Origin of the sequence: Nocardia yamanashiensis, assembly GCF_021183565.1 — a bacterium.
In the GTDB taxonomy this organism is placed as follows: Bacteria; Actinomycetota; Actinomycetes; order Mycobacteriales; family Mycobacteriaceae; genus Nocardia; species Nocardia yamanashiensis.
The window spans coordinates 4,473,412-4,491,273 of the sequence record NZ_CP089226.1 but is presented as its reverse complement, the minus strand read 5'-3'; the positions used below and the strand labels follow the sequence as shown (position 1 = coordinate 4,491,273).

Below are 17,862 nucleotides of genomic sequence, written 5' to 3'. Positions count from 1 at the left end.
TAGCTGGACAGCCTTGGGTGTCAAGTCCGCTGAACGTAATTGATCTCAGGTGGCGTCCGGATCGACCGGCGGACGTTCGTTGCGCTCCAGCGGTTTCTGTTGCTCGGGCATCGAAAAATTGCCGTATCCGCTGTTCGAGGCGTTAGTGGGCTTGTCGAAATTACCCGTGAGGAGGGAATCGTCGCCGTCGAAGAGGTGTTTGGTGACGAGCGATTTGGGATTCATACTGCGCAGTTCGTTCAGCTGTTCCAAGGGCTTGCGAAGTTCGTCGAACTCCGGACCCAGCTCCTGCTTCAACTGCTGCGTGGCCCCGGTCGCATAGTCGCGCGCCTGCTTCAGCGACGTGGCGGTCCAGCGAATGGCACCGGGCAGTCGCTCGGGGCCGAGAATGACGAGTGCGGCGACGAGCAGAATCAACATCTCGCCCCAGCCGATATTGCTGAACACGGGACTAGGTTACCCGTGTCCGATTTCGGCTTTTTCGCCGCCGCACCCGCAGGGAAAACACATCGCCTACTTGTTGTCGTCCGATTCCAGAGTGACCGGTACGTCCACCTCACGGCCATCGCGAATCAGGCGGAAGTTCACCGTCTGGCCGATTTCGTGCGACTGCACCGCCACGGTCAGTTCCTCCGGCCCGGTGACATCCCGGTCGCCGACCTTCACGATCACGTCGCCCTCGACGATGCCGGCCTTGGCGGCCGGGCTGTCGGCCCGCACATCGGCCACGGCGGCGCCGCTCATCACGTCATTGGCGACGATCTTGGTCTTGGCGCTCACCCCGAGCCAGGCGTGGAACACCTTGCCGTCCCGGATCAGCGCCTGCGAGATCCGCTTGACCTGATCGATCGGAATGGCGAAACCCAGGCCCACCGAACCGCCCGACTCGGACTTGATGGCGGAGTTGATGCCGATCAGCCGGCCCTGCATATCCACCAGCGCGCCACCGGAGTTGCCGTGGTTGATGGCCGCGTCGGTCTGCACGGCGTCGAGCGTGGCATTGGTGTCGGTGCCCTCGCCGCCGACCTTCACCGGCCGGTGCAGCGCCGAGACGATGCCGGAGGTGACGGTCTTCTCCAGGCCCAGCGGCGAACCCAGCGCCAGCACCTCGTCGCCCACCTGGACGTCGTCGGAATTGCCGAGCTGGATCACCGACAGGTTCTTCACATCGACCTTGAGCACGGCCAGATCGGATTTGGTGTCCCGGCCGACGATCTTGGTCGGTACCCGGGTGCCGTCGGAGAAGACCACCTGCAGCTGCGCCTTGCCGGTCTTGTCATTGGCGGCCAGCGAGATCACGTGATTGTTGGTGACGATGTAGCCGCCGCCGTCGATGACCACGCCCGAACCGGAGGACCCGCTGTCGCCGACCCAGGCGCGCACGGTCACCACCGCGGGCATGACCGCGTCGACCACCTTGGTGATCTGGGTGTGCGGCTGATCGGAACCCTCGGCCGATTGCAGCGCCACCTTGCGCGAGGTCAACGAGGACACCGAATCCCCGGTCAACCGCCCCACCAGTCCGCCGGCCAGGCCGATCACCAGCGCGACCGAGGCCAGCACCGCCAGCGCCGTCGGCGACACCCGGCCGCCGAAGAGCACCTCGCGCGCGGTCAGCTTGCGGCCCGGCGCGGACGGCGCTGGAGCGGGCGCCTCCACCGCGGGCGCGCCCAGCCGGGCGCCGGTGGAGGGGTCGCGCCACGGATCGGCCGGGGCGGCGGGGGCGGCCTTCTCGCCCGGCGCGTCCGGATCCCGTTGCAGCAGTTCGTCGGAACCCCGCGGACGGCCGAACGCCTCGGCCAGCACCGCGTCCGGCGGCCGGTTCACCAGCTCCGGCGAGCCCTTGGCGGCAGCCGCCGCGGCGGCCGCGGTATGCGGCGCGAAGGAACCGTGCTGGCCATTGGGGCGGCGGAAAGCGCGGGCGGTGTGATTGTCGACATGCGGCCGATATACCGGCCGCGGCCCCAAGACGGGTGCGTCCGACGGCCTCAGGTTCCCCCGATCAGCCGCCGAATCCGAAGTCGCCGCGGCAGCCGCCGGCGCGATCTTGTCCGCGGGCCCCTCACCCGGAACCGGGCCCGTGTTCTTCGATTCGGTGGTCACGCGATGAACTCTACTTGCGCCACCACGAGGTCCACCGTCTGCTGTCGAACGAATCTTGGCGCAGGCCGAAGGAACTCACGCCGCGCGCGAGCATATTCCGATCGGAATGCTGCTCCGCCGCATTCGGCAGCTGGTGATTGTTGTGCTCGGCGCCCGGCAATTCCGAGAGCGGAATGCGGCTGAGCGTGTCGTGCAAACGCAGCGGGGCGGAAATCTGGTCCTTGGACTGCTGCAGGGCGATGCGCGCCTGCTGCTGCGCGTCCACCTCGGCCGCGCACTCGTGGCACAGCGAAAGATGATGGGCGGCGCGCAGATACGCGTTCATCCGCAATTCGCCGTCCACGTAGGCGGCGATGGCCTCGCTGGCCAGATGCTCGGTCGGAGCGAATCGAGGACGACGGGGCGCATTCTCCTGACCATTCATACGCTGGCCTCGCCACTCATGCGCTGCACACCCTTCCGGACGACCTCGGCGGAACCGGGGAAAACGACGCGCGGACCACTGCGGCCCGCACTGTCACCCGACGTTTTCGGCAGCGGCGACCCGCCGCTCAATCCCATTATGCTCGAGGTGCTCGCGCAGTGCCTGACGTCCACGGTGGATGCGGCTGCGCACGGTCCCCAGCTTGACGCCCAGCGTCGCGCCGATCTCCTCGTACGACAGTCCTTCGATGTCACAGAGCACGACCGCGGCGCGGAACTCCGGGGCCAGCGCGTCCAGCGCGGTCTGCAGGTCCGGGTCCAGATTGGCGTCGTGATAGGCCTGCTCCGGGCCGGGACCCTCGGACGGCACCCGGTCGTAGTCCTCGGGCAGCGCCTCCATCCGGATGCGATTGCGCCGGCGGACCATGTCCAGGAACAGGTTGGTGGTGATGCGGTGCAGCCAGCCCTCGAAGGTGCCGGGCTGATAGTTCGACAGCGAGCGGAAGACCCGGATGAAGGTTTCCTGGGTCAGGTCCTCGGCATCCTGCTGATCACCGGTCAGGCGATAGGCCAGGCGGTACACGCGATCGGCGTGCTCGCGGACCAACTCGTCCCAGGACGGCATCATGGTGCGGTCGCCGGTGGCGTCGAAAGCGGCCGTCCCGCTGAGGAGTTCGTCGGTATCCTCGGGGGTGAGGCCATCGGAAGACAATAGGAACTCGCCGTTCAGCGTGGTGTCGCTGTCCAGCGGCTGAATCTGCGGGTGCAGAGTGTTGGCGTGTTCACGCGCCGCGTCGACCATGTGGATGGGGTTACCTCCTACTCGGGACCGTGAACCTCGGTGTCCGGTACAACCGACCTGGTTGGTCGAGTTGTTCCCGGTGCCGGGATCCGCCGGTCGCTGGCCTGGCGTAGGCAATACTTTCGTCGGTCCGCATGTGGTCGCCGTATGTGGAGGCTGAGGGACACCTGAGAAAAAATCGCCACACCGGCCGGTCACCGCCACGCCTGAGCACCTGTTCGCCATTAGCCTTTGAATCGTGAGCCAGCCTGCCGCCGCAACGAACCTGCAGCGAAACCTCGCCTACGTGGAGGAATCGGTCGCCGAGGACGAGATTCTCGTCGCCGCGCGCGAGCGCGCCCTGGAACTGGGGGCGGGCCCGGTGCCTCCGGCGGTGGGCGCGTTGCTGAGCATGTACGCCCAATTGCTGAGTGCCCGCGCGGTGGTCGAGGTGGGCACCGGGGCCGGGGTGAGCGGGCTGTGGCTGCTCGACGGCATGCGTGAGGACGGCACGCTGACCACCATCGATTCCGAACCCGAGCATCAGCGCGCGGCGCGGGAGGCGTTCCGGTCGGCGGAGATCACCCCGGCGCGCACCCGGCTGATCAACGGCCGGGCCCTGGATGTGTTGCCGCGCTTGGCCGATGGTGCCTACGACCTGGTGTTCATCGATGCCGCGCCGCTGGAGCATCCGCAGTACGTGGAGCAGGCGGTGCGATTACTGCGCGAGGGCGGGGCCATCGTGCTGCACAACGCGCTGCTCGGCGGGCGGGTGCCGGATCCGGCGCAGCGGGATCCGCAGACCATGGCGGTGCGGGCCGCGACCCGGGCCATCGCCGAGGATCCGCAGCTGACCAGCGTGCTGATTCCGGTGGGTGACGGGCTGCTCTGCGCTTCGCGGGGCTAGCGATCCAGGTACCTCTTGCGCTCTTGTTGAACGACTGTTTAGCATATTAAACGTGCGTTCAGCAGAGGATCTGACGACCCGGGCCCGGATTCGCGATGCGGCCATCGCCGCTTTCGGCGCGGAGGGGTTCGGGGTCGGGGTGCGGGCCATCGCGACCGCGGCGGGCGTCTCGCCGGGGCTGGTGATCCATCACTTCGGGTCGAAGGACGGGCTGCGCGAGGCGTGCGACGACCGGGTGCGAGAAGTCGTGCGCACGGCCAAGACCGAGTACATCGAGCATCCGTCGCCCGGCAGTCTCATGCAGCAACTCGCCGAGATCGAGGATTTCGCGCCGTACATGGCCTACATGCTGCGGAGCTTCCAGTCCGGCGGGCCGTTGATGAAGGTGTTCTTCGAACACATGGTGGAAGACGTCGAGGTCTACCTCACCACCGGCATCGCCGCCGGCACCATCCGGCCCCTGCCCGACGTCAAGGCGTTCGCCCGCTACGTGGCGATCACCAACGGCGGCGGCATGATGATGTTCCTGCAGCTCTACGCGGCCGAGCACCCGGGACCCATGGACTTCCGGAAAGCGCTGCGCGACTACGCCGATCGCATGATGCTGCCCGCGCTGGAGCTGTACACGCACGGGCTGCTCACCGACTCGTCCGCCCTGGACGCACTGACCGGCAAAGAACCGGCCTGAATCCGAAATCGTCTTCCTACCTAGGAGATTCGATGAACGTTCCTGCCACCCCCGCGATCGAGATCCGGGGCTTGCACAAGCACTTCGGGCAGGTGCGCGCACTCGACGGCCTGGACCTCGAGGTCCGCGACGGCGAAGTGCACGGCTTCCTGGGGCCCAACGGCGCCGGGAAATCCACCACCATTCGCGTCCTGCTCGGCATTCTGTCCAAGACCTCCGGGGAGGCGCGGCTGCTGGGCCGCGATCCGTGGACCGACGCGGTCGCGCTGCATCGCGATATCGCCTATGTGCCAGGCGATGTCACGCTCTGGCCCTCGCTCTCGGGCGGGGAGACCATCGACCTGCTGGCGCGTATGCGCGGCGGCATCGACCAGGAGCGGCGCGCCGAGCTGATCCAGCGGTTCGAACTGGATCCGCGCAAGAAGGCGCGCACCTACTCGAAGGGCAACCGGCAGAAGGTCGCACTGGTTTCGGCCTTCTCCTCCAATGCGCGACTGCTGCTGCTCGACGAACCCACCTCCGGGCTGGATCCGTTGATGGAGCAGGTATTCGGGGAATGTGTGGCCGAGGCGAGCGCGCGCGGGGTCACCGTGCTGCTGTCCAGCCACATTCTGTCCGAGGTGGAGAAGCTGTGCGAGCGGGTGACCATCATCCGGGCCGGGCGGACCGTGGAGACCGGGACCCTGGCCGAGATGCGGCATCTGAGCCGGACCTCCATCACCGCCGAATTGGCCGGGGACCCAGGGGATCTGAGCCGGATCGCCGGGGTGTCGGATATCGCCGTCGACGGGCGGACGCTGCGCTGCCAGGTGGACAGCGAGCATCTGGGGGAGCTCATCCGGGTGCTCGGCGACGCCGGGGTGCGCAGTCTGGTCAGCCAGCCGCCGACACTGGAAGAGCTCTTCCTGCGGCACTATTCGCTGAACGGCGAGGGCGAGGCGGTCACCGAGACCCGGGAGAAGGTGGCGAAATGACCGCCATCACCGCACCGCGAACCATCGGAACATCTTTACGCACAGCCGATTTCACCGGGACCGGGCAGCTGCTGCGGCTGTACCTGCGACGCGATCGCATCGTGCTGCCGCTGTGGGTGCTGCTGCTGTCACTGCCGGTGGGCAGCGTGTACATCGACAGCATCGCCTCGGTGTATCCGAGCGAGGCGGACCGGGCCGGTTTCGCGGCCACGATTCTGGCCAGCCCGGCGCAGCTGGCCATGTACGGGCCGGTGTACAACACCAGCCTGGGCGCGGTCGGCATCTGGAAAGCGGGGATGTTCTACACCCTGATCGCCATCGCCACCATTCTCACCGTCATCCGGCACACCCGGGCCGAAGAGGAAACGGGGCGTGAGGAACTCGTCGCCGCCACCCGGGTGGGGCGGTACGCGAGCCTCACCGCGGCGCTGATCCTCGGCTACGGCGCGGCGCTGGCCACCGGGCTGCTGGCCTTCCTGAGTCTGTCCGGCACCGACGTGCCGCGCGACGGATCGCTGGCCTTCGGGCTGGCGCTGGCCGGATCCGGCGCGGTGTTCGCCTCCGTCGCGGCGGTGGCGGCGCAGCTGTGCGCCGGGGCGCGGCTGGCCCGCGGTATCGCGTTCGCGGTGCTGGGGACCACCTATACCCTGCGCGCCATCGGGGACGCGCGGGCCGGAGACGGACCGACCAGTCCGCTCACCTGGTTGTCGCCGCAGGGCTGGTCGCTGCAGGTGCGGCCGTACGCGGGCGATCATTTCGCGGTGCTGCTGCTGCACCTGGCGGCCGTGCTGGTGCTGACCGTCATCGCGTATTCGCTGCTGCGGCACCGGGACATGGGTGCGGGGCTGATCGCCGAACGGCTGGGCGCGCCGGCCGCGAGCCCGGCGCTGAGCGGTCCGTTCGGACTGGCCTGGCGGTTGCAGCGCGGCACGCTGGTGGCCTGGACCGCCGGGCTCGGGCTCTACGGATTGCTGATCGGCAGCGTGGTGCACGGGATCGGGGACGAGCTCGGCAGCAGTCAGGCCATCAAGGATCTGATCACGCGCATGGGCGGGTCGGAGTCGCTGGAGAACTCCATGCTCACCTACGCGTTCACCATGATCGCGGTGGCGGCCGCGGCGTACTCGGTGTCGGCGGCGCTGCGGCTGCACGCCGAGGAGAGCGCGCAGCGGGCCGAGATCGTGCTCACCGGCGCGGTATCGCGAACCCGTTGGGCGGCATCGCATCTGATGTACGCGATCGGCGGACCGGCGGTGGCGCTGACGGTTTCGGCGCTGCTCGGCGGAATCGTCTACGGGCGCGCCGCCGGTGACGTCGGCGGCAAGGTCGGCGACACCCTCGCGGCGGCGCTGGTGCAGTTGCCGGCGGTGTGGGTGTTCACCGGGGTTACGGTGCTGCTGTTCGGGCTGGCGCCGCGCTGGACGCCCGTCGCCTGGGGCGTGCTGACCGCCGCCATCGCGGTATTCCTGCTCGGCGCGATTTCCGGTGCCCCGCAGTGGTTGCGCGATCTCGAACCGTTCGAGCACGCGCCCAAGCTGCCCGGGGGTGAGTTCACCGCCACACCGCTGGTGGTGCTGCTGGTTGTCGACGCGGCGCTGATCGGCTTGGGGCTCATCGCCTTCCGGCGGCGCGACCTGCGCTGACCATCGGATTCGCCCGTGATGCCACCGGTTCCGCCGGTGGCATCGCGCGTTTGCCGCCCTTGCCCATGCCCTTCGAGGCAGCGCACGGGCAGGGCACAGGGGTGGATTCGAGCCCGCTTCGGGTGGTACCACCGATAGGGGAACGATTTTCGCTAGGAGGTGGGGGAGATGCTCGAAGGACTCGTCCTCGGCGTGCATTTGCCCACGGGCTGGCTATGGCCCGCAATGGTCTTCTTCGGCCTGATACTCGCGGCCGGACTGCTGGTCCTGCTGCTGGTCAGCGGGGCGCGCTTCGACGACCAATCGCATGTCGTACCGTCCACGCCCGGACCGTGCGAACCGTTCTGCATGACGCCGTCGCCCGTGTACCAGCAATGAGGTGATCATCCGGCGATCGGAGGATTACCGGAGGTTCATCGCGGATACTCCATCGGAGAGTTCGACGATCGAGGTTTCCATGAGTCAGCGGGTTCCGTCCGTGGTCGGTTTGTATCTGCGCGAGTCCGGGGAATGGCGGCGGATCGCCGAGTTCCGGCTGAATACCGACGGGCACGCCACCTTCCGGGCGGTGGATCCGGTGGAGGGACTGGTCGCGCGCGTCTGGTACCACCAGGGCGTCGACCTGCTCGGCGAGGACCGCACCGTGCTGCCCGCCGATGGGCCCGCTTTCCTGCGAGCGCTGTTGCAGCCGTTCGGTTTCCGGGACTACCGCTTCCGCGACGACAGTTCGCCGGGCAGCCGTCCGGGACCGGCCCGGCCGCCGCGCGGGCACGATCGCCGGACCCATCCGCCGGTGCATCGCGAGAGCGACACCGCCACAGGCATTTCCGACTGCGCCGGGTGCGCCGACGACCGGGAGCCGCGACGCCACGCGCACGGCTCCCGGCCCGCCGCCTGGCGTGCGCTGGACGCGGATATCGTCCGGTACTGATACCCGCCGCCCGTTGCGCGCCACCGCTCGTTCCGGCGGCGCCTCAGCGGAAGACGTTGTGCTACAAGCTGTTCGCGAGCAAAGCGTATTGCGCCGCCGCAGCCTGGTGTGATGCGGCTTCGTTATCGGCGTTCACCACGCCGACATAGCGCTTGTACGCCACATAACAGCGGTAGATCGTCTTGCTGCTGGTCTTGTGCGTCACGCACTTGGTGTCCGGAACCTTGTCCGGCGCAGCGCCATTGGTCTCGTCCAGCCCGCTGATCAGCCCGCTCACCAGATCGGCCCCGGCCTTGGCGTCGCGCACCCGGAAGGTGTAGTTGTCGCCGACGATCGCCATCGCGTCCATGCCGGTGTCGTTCACAAGCCGCTGCCGCAGCGCCTGCTCGCCCGCCGGATGCACCATCATGCTCGGGCCGTACACCGCGAAATTGTCCGGGTCGGGCGTGTGATTGTCGCGATTGTCGGTCAGCACCCGGGCCAGCATCCGCCCCGGATCCACCGGCAGCTTTTCCAGCTGATCGGCGGCGGTGGCCTGGAACGAATCCAGCGCCGGCACCTGCGCGTCCAGCGCCTTGCGCACCCAGGACAGCAGATCGGCCTGTTCGGACTTGGGCCGGGTGATGAACAGCGAGATCACGAAATCCTTGTGCGCCATGATCGCGCCGATATTCGCCACGCCCGGCCGCCAGTGCATGTACGCGTCCGGGTACTCGGTCAGGGTCAGCTTCTTGTTCTGGTCCAGCGCCACATTGAAATCCGCGTCCTCGATCTCGCGCGCGGCCAGCTTGGCATTGTCGGCGGTGGACATGCGCAGCACCCGGATGGTGACCGTGGTGGCCTTCGGATTGGCCTCGTCGGTATTGGCCTGCTCGCGCAGATCCGTACTGCTGGTGGCGAATCCGGTCAGGAAACCGCGGCCCTCCAGGATCGGCTTGGCGGTATTGGACAGATGGCTGACGCTGATCACGTCCTTGGCCGAGGCCAGCACCACGCCGCCGCGGCCGATGCCCACGCTCTCGTCCACCTGCACGCCCGGCACCACGGCATCGGCCATCCGAATGCCTTCCAGCACCGCGCCTTTGCCGTCGGCCGATTGCACATAGGTGTGGCGGTTCACCGGGTAGCTCCCGGCGTCGAGCGTGCGGACATCGAGTTCGCCCGCCACCGCGTGCCCCTGTTTGCCGCACCCCGCCACCAGGGCGGTCAGGGCCACGCACGTGACGGCGGTGACGATCCGGGTTGCTGTCGAGAACCGGCGCTTGCGGCGGCCCATGATGCTCCCTCCCGCGCCACCCTGCCGGTAGCGCTCCGGCCCCTAGATTTTCGGACCCGGAAGCGGTGGGTGTCCACCGTTATCGGCGGGTCACACCCAGATGCCCTTGCCGACGGTCACCACGCCGCCATTGCTCACCGCGAAACGATCCCGGTCCCGGTCCAGATCGACGCCGATGATCTCGCCCTCCGACACCACCACGTTCTTGTCCAGAATCGCGTGCCGCACCACCGCGCCGCGCCCGATCCGCACCCCGGGCATGAGCACGCTGCCCTCCACGGTCGCGCCGTCCTCGACCATCACATTGGAGAAGAGCACCGAATTGCGGACGGTGGCCGCCGACAGGATCGAACCCGCGCCCACGATCGATTCCTGCGCCAGCCCGCCGCGCCCGAACTTGGCGGGCGGCAGGTTCTCGGCCGCACCGCGAATCGGCCAGTGCTTGTTGTACAGATCGAACACCGGATCCACCGAGACCAGATCCATATGCGCCTCGTAGAAGGCGTCCAGGGTGCCGACATCGCGCCAGTAGCCGCGGCTGCGATCGGTCGCGCCCGGCACCTCGTTCTCGGCGAAGTCGTAGACCGAGGCTGCGCCCGAACGAACCAGGCCCGGAATGATGTCGCCGCCCATATCGTGATCGGAATCGTTGTCGTCGGCGTCCGCGCGAATGGCGTCCACCAGCACCTTGGTGGTGAAGACGTAATTGCCCATGGAGGCGAAGGTGGAGTTCGGATCGTCCGGGGTGCCGGGCGGATGCGCGGGCTTCTCCAGGAAATTCACGATCCGGCCGGACTCGTCGGAATCGATGCAGCCGAACGCGCTCGCGGTGCTGCGCGGCACCCGGATGCCCGCCACCGTCACCCCCGCCCCGGATTCGATGTGCGCCCGCACCATCTGCTCCGGATCCATCCGGTACACGTGATCCGCGCCGAACACCACGATGTATTCGGGATCCTCGTCGTAGATCAGGTTCAGCGACTGCATGATGGCGTCCGCGCTGCCGGTGTACCAGCGCGGGCCCAGCCGCTGCTGCGCCGGCACCGGAGTGATGTACTCGCCGCCGAAACCCGACAGCCGCCAGGTCTGCGAGATGTGCCGGTCCAGCGAATGCGATTTGTACTGGGTGAGAACGCAGATCCGCAGATAGCCGGCATTGACGAGGTTGGACAGCACGAAGTCGATGAGCCGGTAGGCGCCCCCGAACGGAACGGCCGGCTTGGCGCGATCCTTGGTGAGGGGAAACAGTCGCTTCCCCTCGCCACCGGCGAGCACGATCCCGAGTACGTGCGGCTGGCTCCTCACACCCGCCAAACTACCGGTACTAATCGAACCTGGAATGGCCAGCACGTTCCGTGTCGATAGCGCCGGCGATTGGTGACCATGGGTGGGAGCGATTAGTTTGGACCGGTGAGTTCCGGCTCGGACGGCGGCCGCGATCTGCGCGTCGCCATGATGACTCGTGAATACCCGCCCGAGGTGTACGGCGGGGCGGGCGTGCACGTCACCGAACTGGTGCCGCGACTACGCGAACTGTGCGACGTGACCGTGCACTGCATGGGCGTCGAGCGCGCCGATGCCGTGGTGCACCAACCAGATCCGATGCTCTACGCCGCCAATTCGGTGCTGCAGATGATGTCCGCGCAATTGCGCATGGCCGATGCCGCCGCCGGGATGGACGTGGTGCACTCGCACACCTGGTACACCGGCCTGGCCGGGCACCTGGCCGCCACCCTGTACGGGATTCCGCACGTGCTCACCGCGCATTCGCTGGAACCGCGCCGGCCCTGGAAGGCCGAGCAGCTCGGCGGCGGCTACCGGCTCTCCTCCTGGTCCGAGCACAATGCCATGGTCTCCGCCGACGCGGTGATCGCGGTCAGCGCGGGCATGCGGGCCGATGTGCTGGCCGCCTACCCCGATATCGATCCGGCGCGAGTGCACGTGGTGCACAACGGAATCGACGCGCGGGTCTGGCATCCGGGCGGGCCCGCGCTCGAAAGCCGGGACATCCTCACCGAACTCGGCGTGCATCAGGAGCGGCCCATCGCGGCCTTCGTCGGGCGCATCACCCGGCAGAAGGGCGTCGGGCATCTGCTGGCGGCGGCCCGGCACCTGGATCCGGACATTCAGCTGGTGCTGTGCGCCGGAGCCGCCGACACCCCGGCCATGGAAGCCGAAGTGGCGGCGGCGGTTCGCGAACTGAGCGCCACCCGCGACGGCGTGTACTGGGTGAAGCAGATGCTGCCCACCGAACTGGTGCGGCAGGTGCTGGCGGCGGCCACCGTGTTCATCTGCCCGTCGGTGTACGAACCGCTGGGCATCGTGAACCTGGAGGCGATGGCCTGCGGGACCGCGGTGGTGGCCTCGGATGTGGGCGGTATTCCGGAGGTCGTGCTCGAAGGCGTGACCGGGCGGCTGGTGCACTACGACGAGTCCGCGCCCGGGGCTTTCGAGCGCGGGCTGGCGCACGCGGTCAATCAGGTCGCCGGCGATCCGGTCGCGGCCGCGGCCATGGGCGTCGCGGGCCGGGCGCGGGCGATCGGCGAGTTCGACTGGGCACAAGTCGCGGCGCGCACGGCGGCCATCTACGACCTGGTGCGAAAGAGCTAGTCCGCGAACACATACCGCATGAACACATCCGCGCGGTCGTAGTGGAACGGCGGCAGTTCGGCGGGCGGGACGTGCACGAAGCCGAACGATTCGTAGAGGTGCACCGCGTCCTGCAGCGCGCTGTTGCTGGCCAGGAAGACCTCGGTGGCGCCCATCCGCCGGGCCAGGCCGAGCGCGGTCTCCAGCAGCCGGCGGCCCACGCCCCGGCCCTGAACCCGCGGCGTCACCGCCATTTTCGACAGTTCGAACACGCCCGGCCGGTCCGCGACCAGCGCCACGCAGCCGACGATATCCGCGCCGTCGCGGGCCACCAGCACCTGCCCGCCGTCGGTCACGATGCGCTGCGGGTCGTCGAGCGTCACCAGATCGGCCGGTTCGACCTCGAAGATCTTGGTGATCCACTCCAGATTGAGTTCCTTGAAGGCCGCGGCGTCGGCGAGGGTGGCCATCGGCTCGATCACGAGGGCGTCGGTCTGCTGAGTCACCAGCACAGCATGCCCAGCCTCGAACCATAACGTCCAATACTTGATAGCTGCGATTGATACGCTCAGCTTATGGTTGATGGAGTCGAGCTGCGCCACCTGCGGTATTTCCTGGCCGTCGCCGACGAACTGCACTTCGGGCGCGCCGCCGCGCGCCTGCACATCGCCCAGCCCGCGCTCACCCAGCAGATCCAGCGCCTGGAAACCCTGCTCGGGGCCAAGCTCTTCGACCGCACCTCGAGGACCGTCGTGCTCACCCCGGCCGGGCAGGTGCTGTGCGAACGCGCCCGGCCGCTGCTCGGGCACGCCGCGCGCGACCTGGCGGAGGTCGCGCGCATCGGGCAGGGCAGTCAGGGCACGCTCTACCTGGGGTTCGTGCCCTCGGTGCTGCCGCTCGAACCGTTGCGCGGGGTGCGCGCATTCCGGGAACGGTTCCCGCTGGTGGAAGTCGATCTGGTGGAGGGTTATACGAGCCATCTGATGGAGAAACTGGCCACCGGAGCGCTCGACACCGCCATCGTCCGCGATCCGGATCCGCTGCCTGGCATCAGCACCGAACCGCTCATGACCGAACCGTTCGTGGCCATCGTGCCCAGCGATCATGCGCTCGCCGGGCGGGACACCATCACCGGGGCGGAGCTCGCCGACAGCCCGATGGTGTTCTTTCCGCGCGCGGCGGGCTCACTGGCCCACGACAAGAACCTGTCGCCGATGCTGGAATCCGGCCGCCGGCCGCACATCGTGCAGGAGGCCACCAACTGGACGATCATCCTGTACCTGGTGGCGGCGGGGCTGGGCATCACCATCGCGCCGCGCAGCGCCACCTTCACGGCCCCGGCTTCGGTGCGGATCATTCCGCTCGCCGGCACCTCGGCGGTCACCACCATCTATACGGCGCACCGGACCGACGAGAATCGCGCGCTGGTGCGGAATCTCCTCGCGCTGCTGCCCAATCGCGGGGTCAGCGCCGCCGATAGCTCGACACCGTGACCGAGGCGGTGACGGGGAGCGGATCCGGCAGTGCCGCAATGCGCGCGGAGCGGTCCGCTGCGGCGTGAAAAGCCGAGGGACCCATCCCGGCCACCGCCGCGATATCGGCGTGCGTGAGCAGCATCGAATATTCGACCTCGGTGCGGTCCAGCAATTCGAAACGGCCGCCCAATGATTCGGTGAGCCGCTCCTGTTTCGCCGAATCCACCCGGACCATTTCCAGCGGGCCCACGAGTTCGCTCAGATGCCGCGCCGTCGGGGTCACGACAATGAATCGGCCGTCGCCGGTGAGCACCCGGGCCACCTCGTCCGCATTGCGCGGTGCGAACACCGACAGCACCACGCCCATCGCCCCGTCCCGCACCGGCAGTCCGCGCCACGCGTCGGCGAGCACCGCGCCCGCGCGGCCGTGCGCTCGCGCGCTCCGTTTCACCGCGGGCTTGGACACATCCAAGGCGATGCCGCGCGCTCCTGGCAGCGCGTCGAGCACCGCGGCCAGGTAGTAACCGGTCCCGGCCCCGATCTCCAGCACCCCCGTGCCGTGCGATCGAGGCTCGTCCGCGGCGAGCAGCAGACCGGCCAGGCGGCCGGCGGAGAAGGCGGTGGCCGTGGCGCCCGGACCACCGGGCCGATGGCCGCGCCGAGCCGCCCGCGCGAGCGCCGTCGCGATCGGTTCGAAATGGCCCGCCGCCTGGAATCGGCCCCGCGCGTCCAGCATGTCCGGGGTATCGCCGGTCATCTTGGTGGACGCACCGGTGAGCAGGCTGACATAGCCCTGCCGGGCGATATCGAAGGTGTGACCGTGCGGGCAGCGCAGGGTGTGCGCTTCGGCCGCGAGCGGCCCGCCGCACTCCGGGCAGGCCAGCAGATCGGCGCAGGCGCTGAGGCGATCCGCGGGGGATGCCTCGGCCGTGCCGATCGAGAAGGGGCCGGTGTTCACCGGACGCGGACGGTCGGAGCGAAACTCCCCGGTGTCACGGCGAAGCCCCCGGGCATCCGGGGGCATTCACCGTGGCCTCGGGCGTCCGACGGCGTGGAGGCTGCGACTCCACGGCGAGTCCCGAGAGTTGGATTGTCCGTACTAACCGGTGACATTCTTGAGTTCGTCACCGAGCGCTGCGGCCTCGTCCGGAGTCAGCTCGACGACCAGACGCCCGCCACCCTCGAGTGGAACCCGCATGACGATTCCACGCCCTTCCTTGGTTGCCTCGAGGGGACCGTCCCCGGTGCGGGGCTTCATGGCCGCCATCCTCTGCTCCCTCCAGATCTGCGCGGTCTACTGCGCACTTTCATGGAACTCCAGTTGTCACCAACCAGGCAGCCCGCCGGCATGTGGCGGGCTACACCCTGACCATTCTTCCCTATCGCGGATCGGGGCGGGTACCTGAGTTCCAAAAACCGACCGTTGTGGCGTTCAGCGTGTCTCCACATTCACCCAGCAATCGGCGATGTGGTCGTCTACCATGCCCGTCGCTTGCATGAGTGCGTACGCAGTCGTGGGTCCCACGAATTTGAATCCGCGCCGCTTGAGTTCTTTTGCGAGAGCGGTGGATTCGGCTGTGACGGCGGGCACATCGGACAGGGTGCGGGGGCGTTTGCGGGGGCTCGGGGCGAAGGACCAGAGCAGCCGGTCGAGGCTCTCGCCGAGATCCCGGGCGACACGCGCATTATGGACGCTCGCCTCGATCTTGGCGCGATTGCGAACTATGCCCGGATCCGTCATGAGCCGTTCCACATCGGCCGGGCCGAAGGCCGCCACCTTCTCTATCACGAACCCGGCGAAGGCCGCGCGGAAGGCTTCCCGCTTGCGCAGGATGGTGATCCACGCCAGACCCGACTGGAACGCCTCCAGGCAGATCCGCTCGAACAGGGCGTCGTCGCCGTGCACCGCCCGGCCCCATTCCCCGTCGTGGTAGTCCAGATAGAGCTGTGAGCCCTTCGCCCATCCGCAGCGGATCAGGCCGTCCGCGGCGATCTCCCCGGCGGTCACCGGGCCTCGGCCTCGCCGTTCCGTTCGCCCGCCGGGCCTTCGCCCGTCCCGCCCGGCGCGGACCCCGCGTCCTCGGTGGCGACGGTTCCGGCAACCGGTGTGGCCGATCCGGAACCAGCGCCGGGCGTGTCGGCGGCAGCCGGATCGCCGGGCAGCACCCGGGGCAACGGCGTGGCTCCGGGCACCCGGCGCGGCGGCGGCGTCGTGGCGCCCGTCGCGCCGTTCCCGGCGCCGTCCGGCGGGGACGGTTCGGCCGGGCTCGGAGCCGCCCCGCTGCCATCGGGATTCGGCGCGGTGAGGTTCGAGGCCGCGAGCGGCCGCTCCGGCGCGGTGGCGGCCACGTAGGCGCGCGTCTCGGCCAGCTCGTTCTCCAGTTCGTCGATCCGGCCCGCCAGTCGGGCCAGCGCCCAATCGACCTCGCCCGCCTTGTACCCCCGGAACACCTGCTGGAAGCGCAGCGCCCGCACATCGCTGCCGCTGATCCCCGCCACCGGCAGCACGGTGGCAGTGGTCCCCTCGGGCAGCGGGCCCAGCTCCTCCGACCGGCCGAACAGCGCGCTCGCCAGCAGGAACAGCAGCGCGGCGACCAACCCGACGATCAGCACGTACAGCAACAGCGTGAGCATGCCCCCGAGCTTAGGTGGAGTCCGCACGCGAAGCCGCCGTCACCCCTGGCGGAATCCGGCCGTCGAATTCCACAGCGCCCCACTGCCTCCCCGAGTGTGTCCCACCGCCTCCCCGTGTATTCAGCGGACGGAACCAACCCGATTCCGGAGGTACCCGACGAATTGCCCGGACCGCCGCGAGATCAGTCGTCACCTTTCGGATCGTTCCGGTCGGGCGAACGGCGAAGGCCCGCGCCCGTTGCTCGGCAACGGGCGCGGGCCTTCGATCCTGTGCTTGCTACAGGTGGCGGGTGGTGTCGATGTTCAGGGACATGCCCGCGAGCCCGCGGCGGCGGACCGCCAGTTTGTCGGCGATGCCGAGCAGGGCCTGGCCGGAGGCGGATTCGGGGTCGCGCAGGACGATCGGGGTGCCTTCGTCGCCGGCCTCGCGCAGCGACTGCTCGATCGGGATCTGGCCCAGCAGCGGCACGTTGGCGCCGACGGCGCGGGTCAGGTTGTCCGCCACGGTCTGTCCGCCGCCGGAGCCGTAGAGCTCCATGCGGGAGCCGTCGGGCAGGTCCAGCCAGGACATGTTCTCCACCACGCCGGCGATGCGCTGGCGGGTCTGCAGCGCGATCGACCCGGCTCGCTCGGCCACCTCGGCGGCGGCCAGCTGCGGGGTGGTGACGACCAGGATCTCGGCGTTCGGGATCAGCTGCGCGAGGGAGATGGCCACGTCGCCGGTGCCGGGCGGCAGGTCCAGCAGCAGGATGTCGAGATCGCCCCAGAAGACGTCGGCCAGGAACTGCTGCAGCGCGCGGTGCAGCATCGGGCCGCGCCAGACGACGGGCGTGTTGCCCTGGGTGAACATGGAGATCGAGATGACCTTCACGTCGTGCGCGATGGGCGGCATGATCATCCGCTCGACCTGGGTCGGGCGCTGATCGGTGCCGAGCATGCGGGGCACCGAATGGCCGTAGATATCGGCGTCGAGCACGCCGACCGACAGCCCCTTGGCGGCCATGGCGGCGGCGAGATTCACGGTGACGGAAGACTTTCCGACGCCGCCCTTACCGGAGGCGACCGCGTAGACGCGGGTGAGCGAGCCGGGCTGGGCGAACGGGATGACCGGTTCGGCCGCATCGCCGCGCAGCTTCTTGCGCAGTTCGGTGCGCTGCTCGTCGTTCATGACATCGAGGCCGACCGTGATGGACCCGACCCCCGCCACGTCCGCGACGGCCTTGCTGACGCGTTCCTGGATGGCCGATTTCATCGGGCAGGCCGAAGTCGTCAGGTAGATCACGACATGGACACTGCTGTCGGCGCCGATCTCGACGCTTTTCACCATGCCCAGTTCGGTGATCGGTTTCCGGATCTCCGGGTCGTCCACCTTCGCGAGCGCGCCCCGCACATCCGATTCCGTTACCACTGGCATACCGAAAGTCTAGGAGTGAGCGCG

Annotated in this window: 20 protein-coding genes; 8 read left to right on the top strand and 12 right to left on the bottom strand. The window is 68.6% G+C overall.

All coding sequences use genetic code 11. From position 1 onward, the window contains the following. Positions 1–45 precede the first annotated feature (45 nt). The 4 genes from tatB to sigE all read right to left on the bottom strand — a co-directional run bounded on the left by tatB (position 46) and on the right by sigE (position 3,328). Complete coding sequence (tatB, locus tag LTV02_RS21245) at positions 46–447, bottom strand: Sec-independent protein translocase protein TatB (RefSeq protein ID WP_233033191.1); 402 nt, start codon at positions 445–447, stop codon at positions 46–48. A gap of 66 nt (positions 448–513) precedes the next feature. Next, positions 514–2,103: a S1C family serine protease gene (locus tag LTV02_RS21240; protein WP_408639246.1), complete on the bottom strand. Its 1,590-nt coding sequence runs from the start codon at positions 2,101–2,103 to the stop codon at positions 514–516. A 10-nt stretch (positions 2,104–2,113) separates the two neighbouring features. Continuing rightward, on the bottom strand, positions 2,114–2,527 hold the full coding sequence (locus tag LTV02_RS21235; protein WP_067720116.1) for a hypothetical protein: 414 nt from the start codon (positions 2,525–2,527) through the stop codon (positions 2,114–2,116). A 93-nt stretch (positions 2,528–2,620) separates the two neighbouring features. Beyond that, positions 2,621–3,328: an RNA polymerase sigma factor SigE gene (sigE, locus tag LTV02_RS21230; protein ID WP_084535519.1), complete on the bottom strand. Its 708-nt coding sequence runs from the start codon at positions 3,326–3,328 to the stop codon at positions 2,621–2,623. 238 nt (positions 3,329–3,566) lie between these two features. On the opposite strand from sigE, the gene LTV02_RS21225 reads away from it, so the two are divergent. From LTV02_RS21225 to LTV02_RS21200, 6 genes are all read left to right on the top strand, one after another. Next, positions 3,567–4,214: an O-methyltransferase gene (locus LTV02_RS21225; protein ID WP_233033189.1), complete on the top strand. Its 648-nt coding sequence runs from the start codon at positions 3,567–3,569 to the stop codon at positions 4,212–4,214. 52 nt (positions 4,215–4,266) lie between these two features. Beyond that, the gene (locus LTV02_RS21220; RefSeq protein ID WP_169815415.1) at positions 4,267–4,902 is read left to right on the top strand and encodes a TetR/AcrR family transcriptional regulator; all 636 of its coding nucleotides are present in this window, start codon (positions 4,267–4,269) and stop codon (positions 4,900–4,902) included. A 32-nt stretch (positions 4,903–4,934) separates the two neighbouring features. Beyond that, positions 4,935–5,876, top strand: a complete 942-nt coding sequence (locus LTV02_RS21215) for an ABC transporter ATP-binding protein (protein WP_233033187.1) — start codon at positions 4,935–4,937, stop codon at positions 5,874–5,876. Beyond that, positions 5,873–7,519 carry an ABC transporter permease gene (locus LTV02_RS21210; protein ID WP_233033184.1) on the top strand — a complete coding sequence of 549 codons (1,647 nt, stop codon included), beginning with the start codon at positions 5,873–5,875 and terminating at the stop codon, positions 7,517–7,519. The genes LTV02_RS21215 and LTV02_RS21210 overlap by 4 nt, the downstream gene beginning before the upstream one ends. 168 nt (positions 7,520–7,687) lie before the next feature. Beyond that, positions 7,688–7,897, top strand: coding sequence for a hypothetical protein (locus tag LTV02_RS21205; RefSeq protein ID WP_233033182.1), 210 nt, complete (start codon positions 7,688–7,690; stop codon positions 7,895–7,897). A 79-nt stretch (positions 7,898–7,976) separates the two neighbouring features. Further along, positions 7,977–8,450, top strand: a complete 474-nt coding sequence (locus tag LTV02_RS21200) for a hypothetical protein (protein WP_233033180.1) — start codon at positions 7,977–7,979, stop codon at positions 8,448–8,450. A gap of 61 nt (positions 8,451–8,511) precedes the next feature. Here LTV02_RS21200 and LTV02_RS21195 read toward each other — a convergent pair whose 3' ends face one another. Together LTV02_RS21195 and glgC are read right to left on the bottom strand one after the other, a co-directional pair. Beyond that, positions 8,512–9,726, bottom strand: a complete 1,215-nt coding sequence (locus LTV02_RS21195) for a DUF7373 family lipoprotein (protein WP_233033178.1) — start codon at positions 9,724–9,726, stop codon at positions 8,512–8,514. 90 nt (positions 9,727–9,816) lie between these two features. Continuing rightward, positions 9,817–11,031: a glucose-1-phosphate adenylyltransferase gene (gene glgC, locus LTV02_RS21190; RefSeq protein ID WP_067720132.1), complete on the bottom strand. Its 1,215-nt coding sequence runs from the start codon at positions 11,029–11,031 to the stop codon at positions 9,817–9,819. A 135-nt stretch (positions 11,032–11,166) separates the two neighbouring features. Here glgC and glgA point away from each other — a divergent pair, with 135 nt between their 5' ends. Then, on the top strand, positions 11,167–12,336 hold the full coding sequence (glgA, locus tag LTV02_RS21185; RefSeq protein WP_233041647.1) for a glycogen synthase: 1,170 nt from the start codon (positions 11,167–11,169) through the stop codon (positions 12,334–12,336). Here glgA and LTV02_RS21180 read toward each other — a convergent pair. After that, positions 12,333–12,821: a GNAT family N-acetyltransferase gene (locus LTV02_RS21180; protein WP_233033176.1), complete on the bottom strand. Its 489-nt coding sequence runs from the start codon at positions 12,819–12,821 to the stop codon at positions 12,333–12,335. The two genes, glgA and LTV02_RS21180, sit on opposite strands and share 4 nt — an antisense overlap. A 69-nt stretch (positions 12,822–12,890) precedes the next feature. Here LTV02_RS21180 and LTV02_RS21175 point away from each other — a divergent pair, with 69 nt between their 5' ends. Further along, positions 12,891–13,808: a LysR family transcriptional regulator gene (locus LTV02_RS21175; RefSeq protein ID WP_233033174.1), complete on the top strand. Its 918-nt coding sequence runs from the start codon at positions 12,891–12,893 to the stop codon at positions 13,806–13,808. Here the strand turns inward: LTV02_RS21175 and LTV02_RS21170 are convergent. From LTV02_RS21170 to LTV02_RS21150, 5 genes are all read right to left on the bottom strand, one after another. Further along, complete coding sequence (locus LTV02_RS21170; RefSeq protein ID WP_408639245.1) at positions 13,780–14,748, bottom strand: putative RNA methyltransferase; 969 nt, start codon at positions 14,746–14,748, stop codon at positions 13,780–13,782. The two genes, LTV02_RS21175 and LTV02_RS21170, sit on opposite strands and share 29 nt — an antisense overlap. Positions 14,749–14,889: 141 nt before the next feature. Continuing rightward, entirely contained in the window at positions 14,890–15,057 is a 168-nt protein-coding gene (locus tag LTV02_RS21165; protein ID WP_068918317.1) for a DUF3117 domain-containing protein, read from the bottom strand. Positions 15,058–15,222: 165 nt separating this feature from the next. Next, positions 15,223–15,798: a DNA-3-methyladenine glycosylase I gene (locus LTV02_RS21160; RefSeq protein ID WP_233033173.1), complete on the bottom strand. Its 576-nt coding sequence runs from the start codon at positions 15,796–15,798 to the stop codon at positions 15,223–15,225. After that, the gene (locus LTV02_RS39690; RefSeq protein ID WP_408639244.1) at positions 15,795–16,424 is read right to left on the bottom strand and encodes a DivIVA domain-containing protein; all 630 of its coding nucleotides are present in this window, start codon (positions 16,422–16,424) and stop codon (positions 15,795–15,797) included. The genes LTV02_RS21160 and LTV02_RS39690 overlap by 4 nt, the downstream gene beginning before the upstream one ends. A 277-nt stretch (positions 16,425–16,701) precedes the next feature. Then, positions 16,702–17,838: an Mrp/NBP35 family ATP-binding protein gene (locus LTV02_RS21150; RefSeq protein ID WP_233033170.1), complete on the bottom strand. Its 1,137-nt coding sequence runs from the start codon at positions 17,836–17,838 to the stop codon at positions 16,702–16,704. Positions 17,839–17,862: the final 24 nt, after the last annotated feature.

Bases quoted from the DNA above. Each gene is read 5' to 3' on its own strand.
- LTV02_RS21150 (WP_233033170.1), bottom strand. From the start codon at position 17,838: ATGCCAGTGGTAACGGAATCGGATGTGCGGGGCGCGCTCGCGAAGGTG.
- LTV02_RS21195 (WP_233033178.1), bottom strand. From the start codon at position 9,726: ATGGGCCGCCGCAAGCGCCGGTTCTCGACAGCAACCCGGATCGTCACC.
- LTV02_RS21165 (WP_068918317.1), bottom strand. From the start codon at position 15,057: ATGGCGGCCATGAAGCCCCGCACCGGGGACGGTCCCCTCGAGGCAACC.
- sigE (WP_084535519.1), bottom strand. From the start codon at position 3,328: ATGGTCGACGCGGCGCGTGAACACGCCAACACTCTGCACCCGCAGATT.
- LTV02_RS21215 (WP_233033187.1), top strand. From the start codon at position 4,935: ATGAACGTTCCTGCCACCCCCGCGATCGAGATCCGGGGCTTGCACAAG.
- LTV02_RS21210 (WP_233033184.1), top strand. From the start codon at position 5,873: ATGACCGCCATCACCGCACCGCGAACCATCGGAACATCTTTACGCACA.
- LTV02_RS21200 (WP_233033180.1), top strand. From the start codon at position 7,977: ATGAGTCAGCGGGTTCCGTCCGTGGTCGGTTTGTATCTGCGCGAGTCC.
- LTV02_RS21205 (WP_233033182.1), top strand. From the start codon at position 7,688: ATGCTCGAAGGACTCGTCCTCGGCGTGCATTTGCCCACGGGCTGGCTA.
- LTV02_RS39690 (WP_408639244.1), bottom strand. From the start codon at position 16,424: ATGCTCACGCTGTTGCTGTACGTGCTGATCGTCGGGTTGGTCGCCGCG.
- LTV02_RS21175 (WP_233033174.1), top strand. From the start codon at position 12,891: ATGGTTGATGGAGTCGAGCTGCGCCACCTGCGGTATTTCCTGGCCGTC.
- LTV02_RS21235 (WP_067720116.1), bottom strand. From the start codon at position 2,527: ATGAATGGTCAGGAGAATGCGCCCCGTCGTCCTCGATTCGCTCCGACC.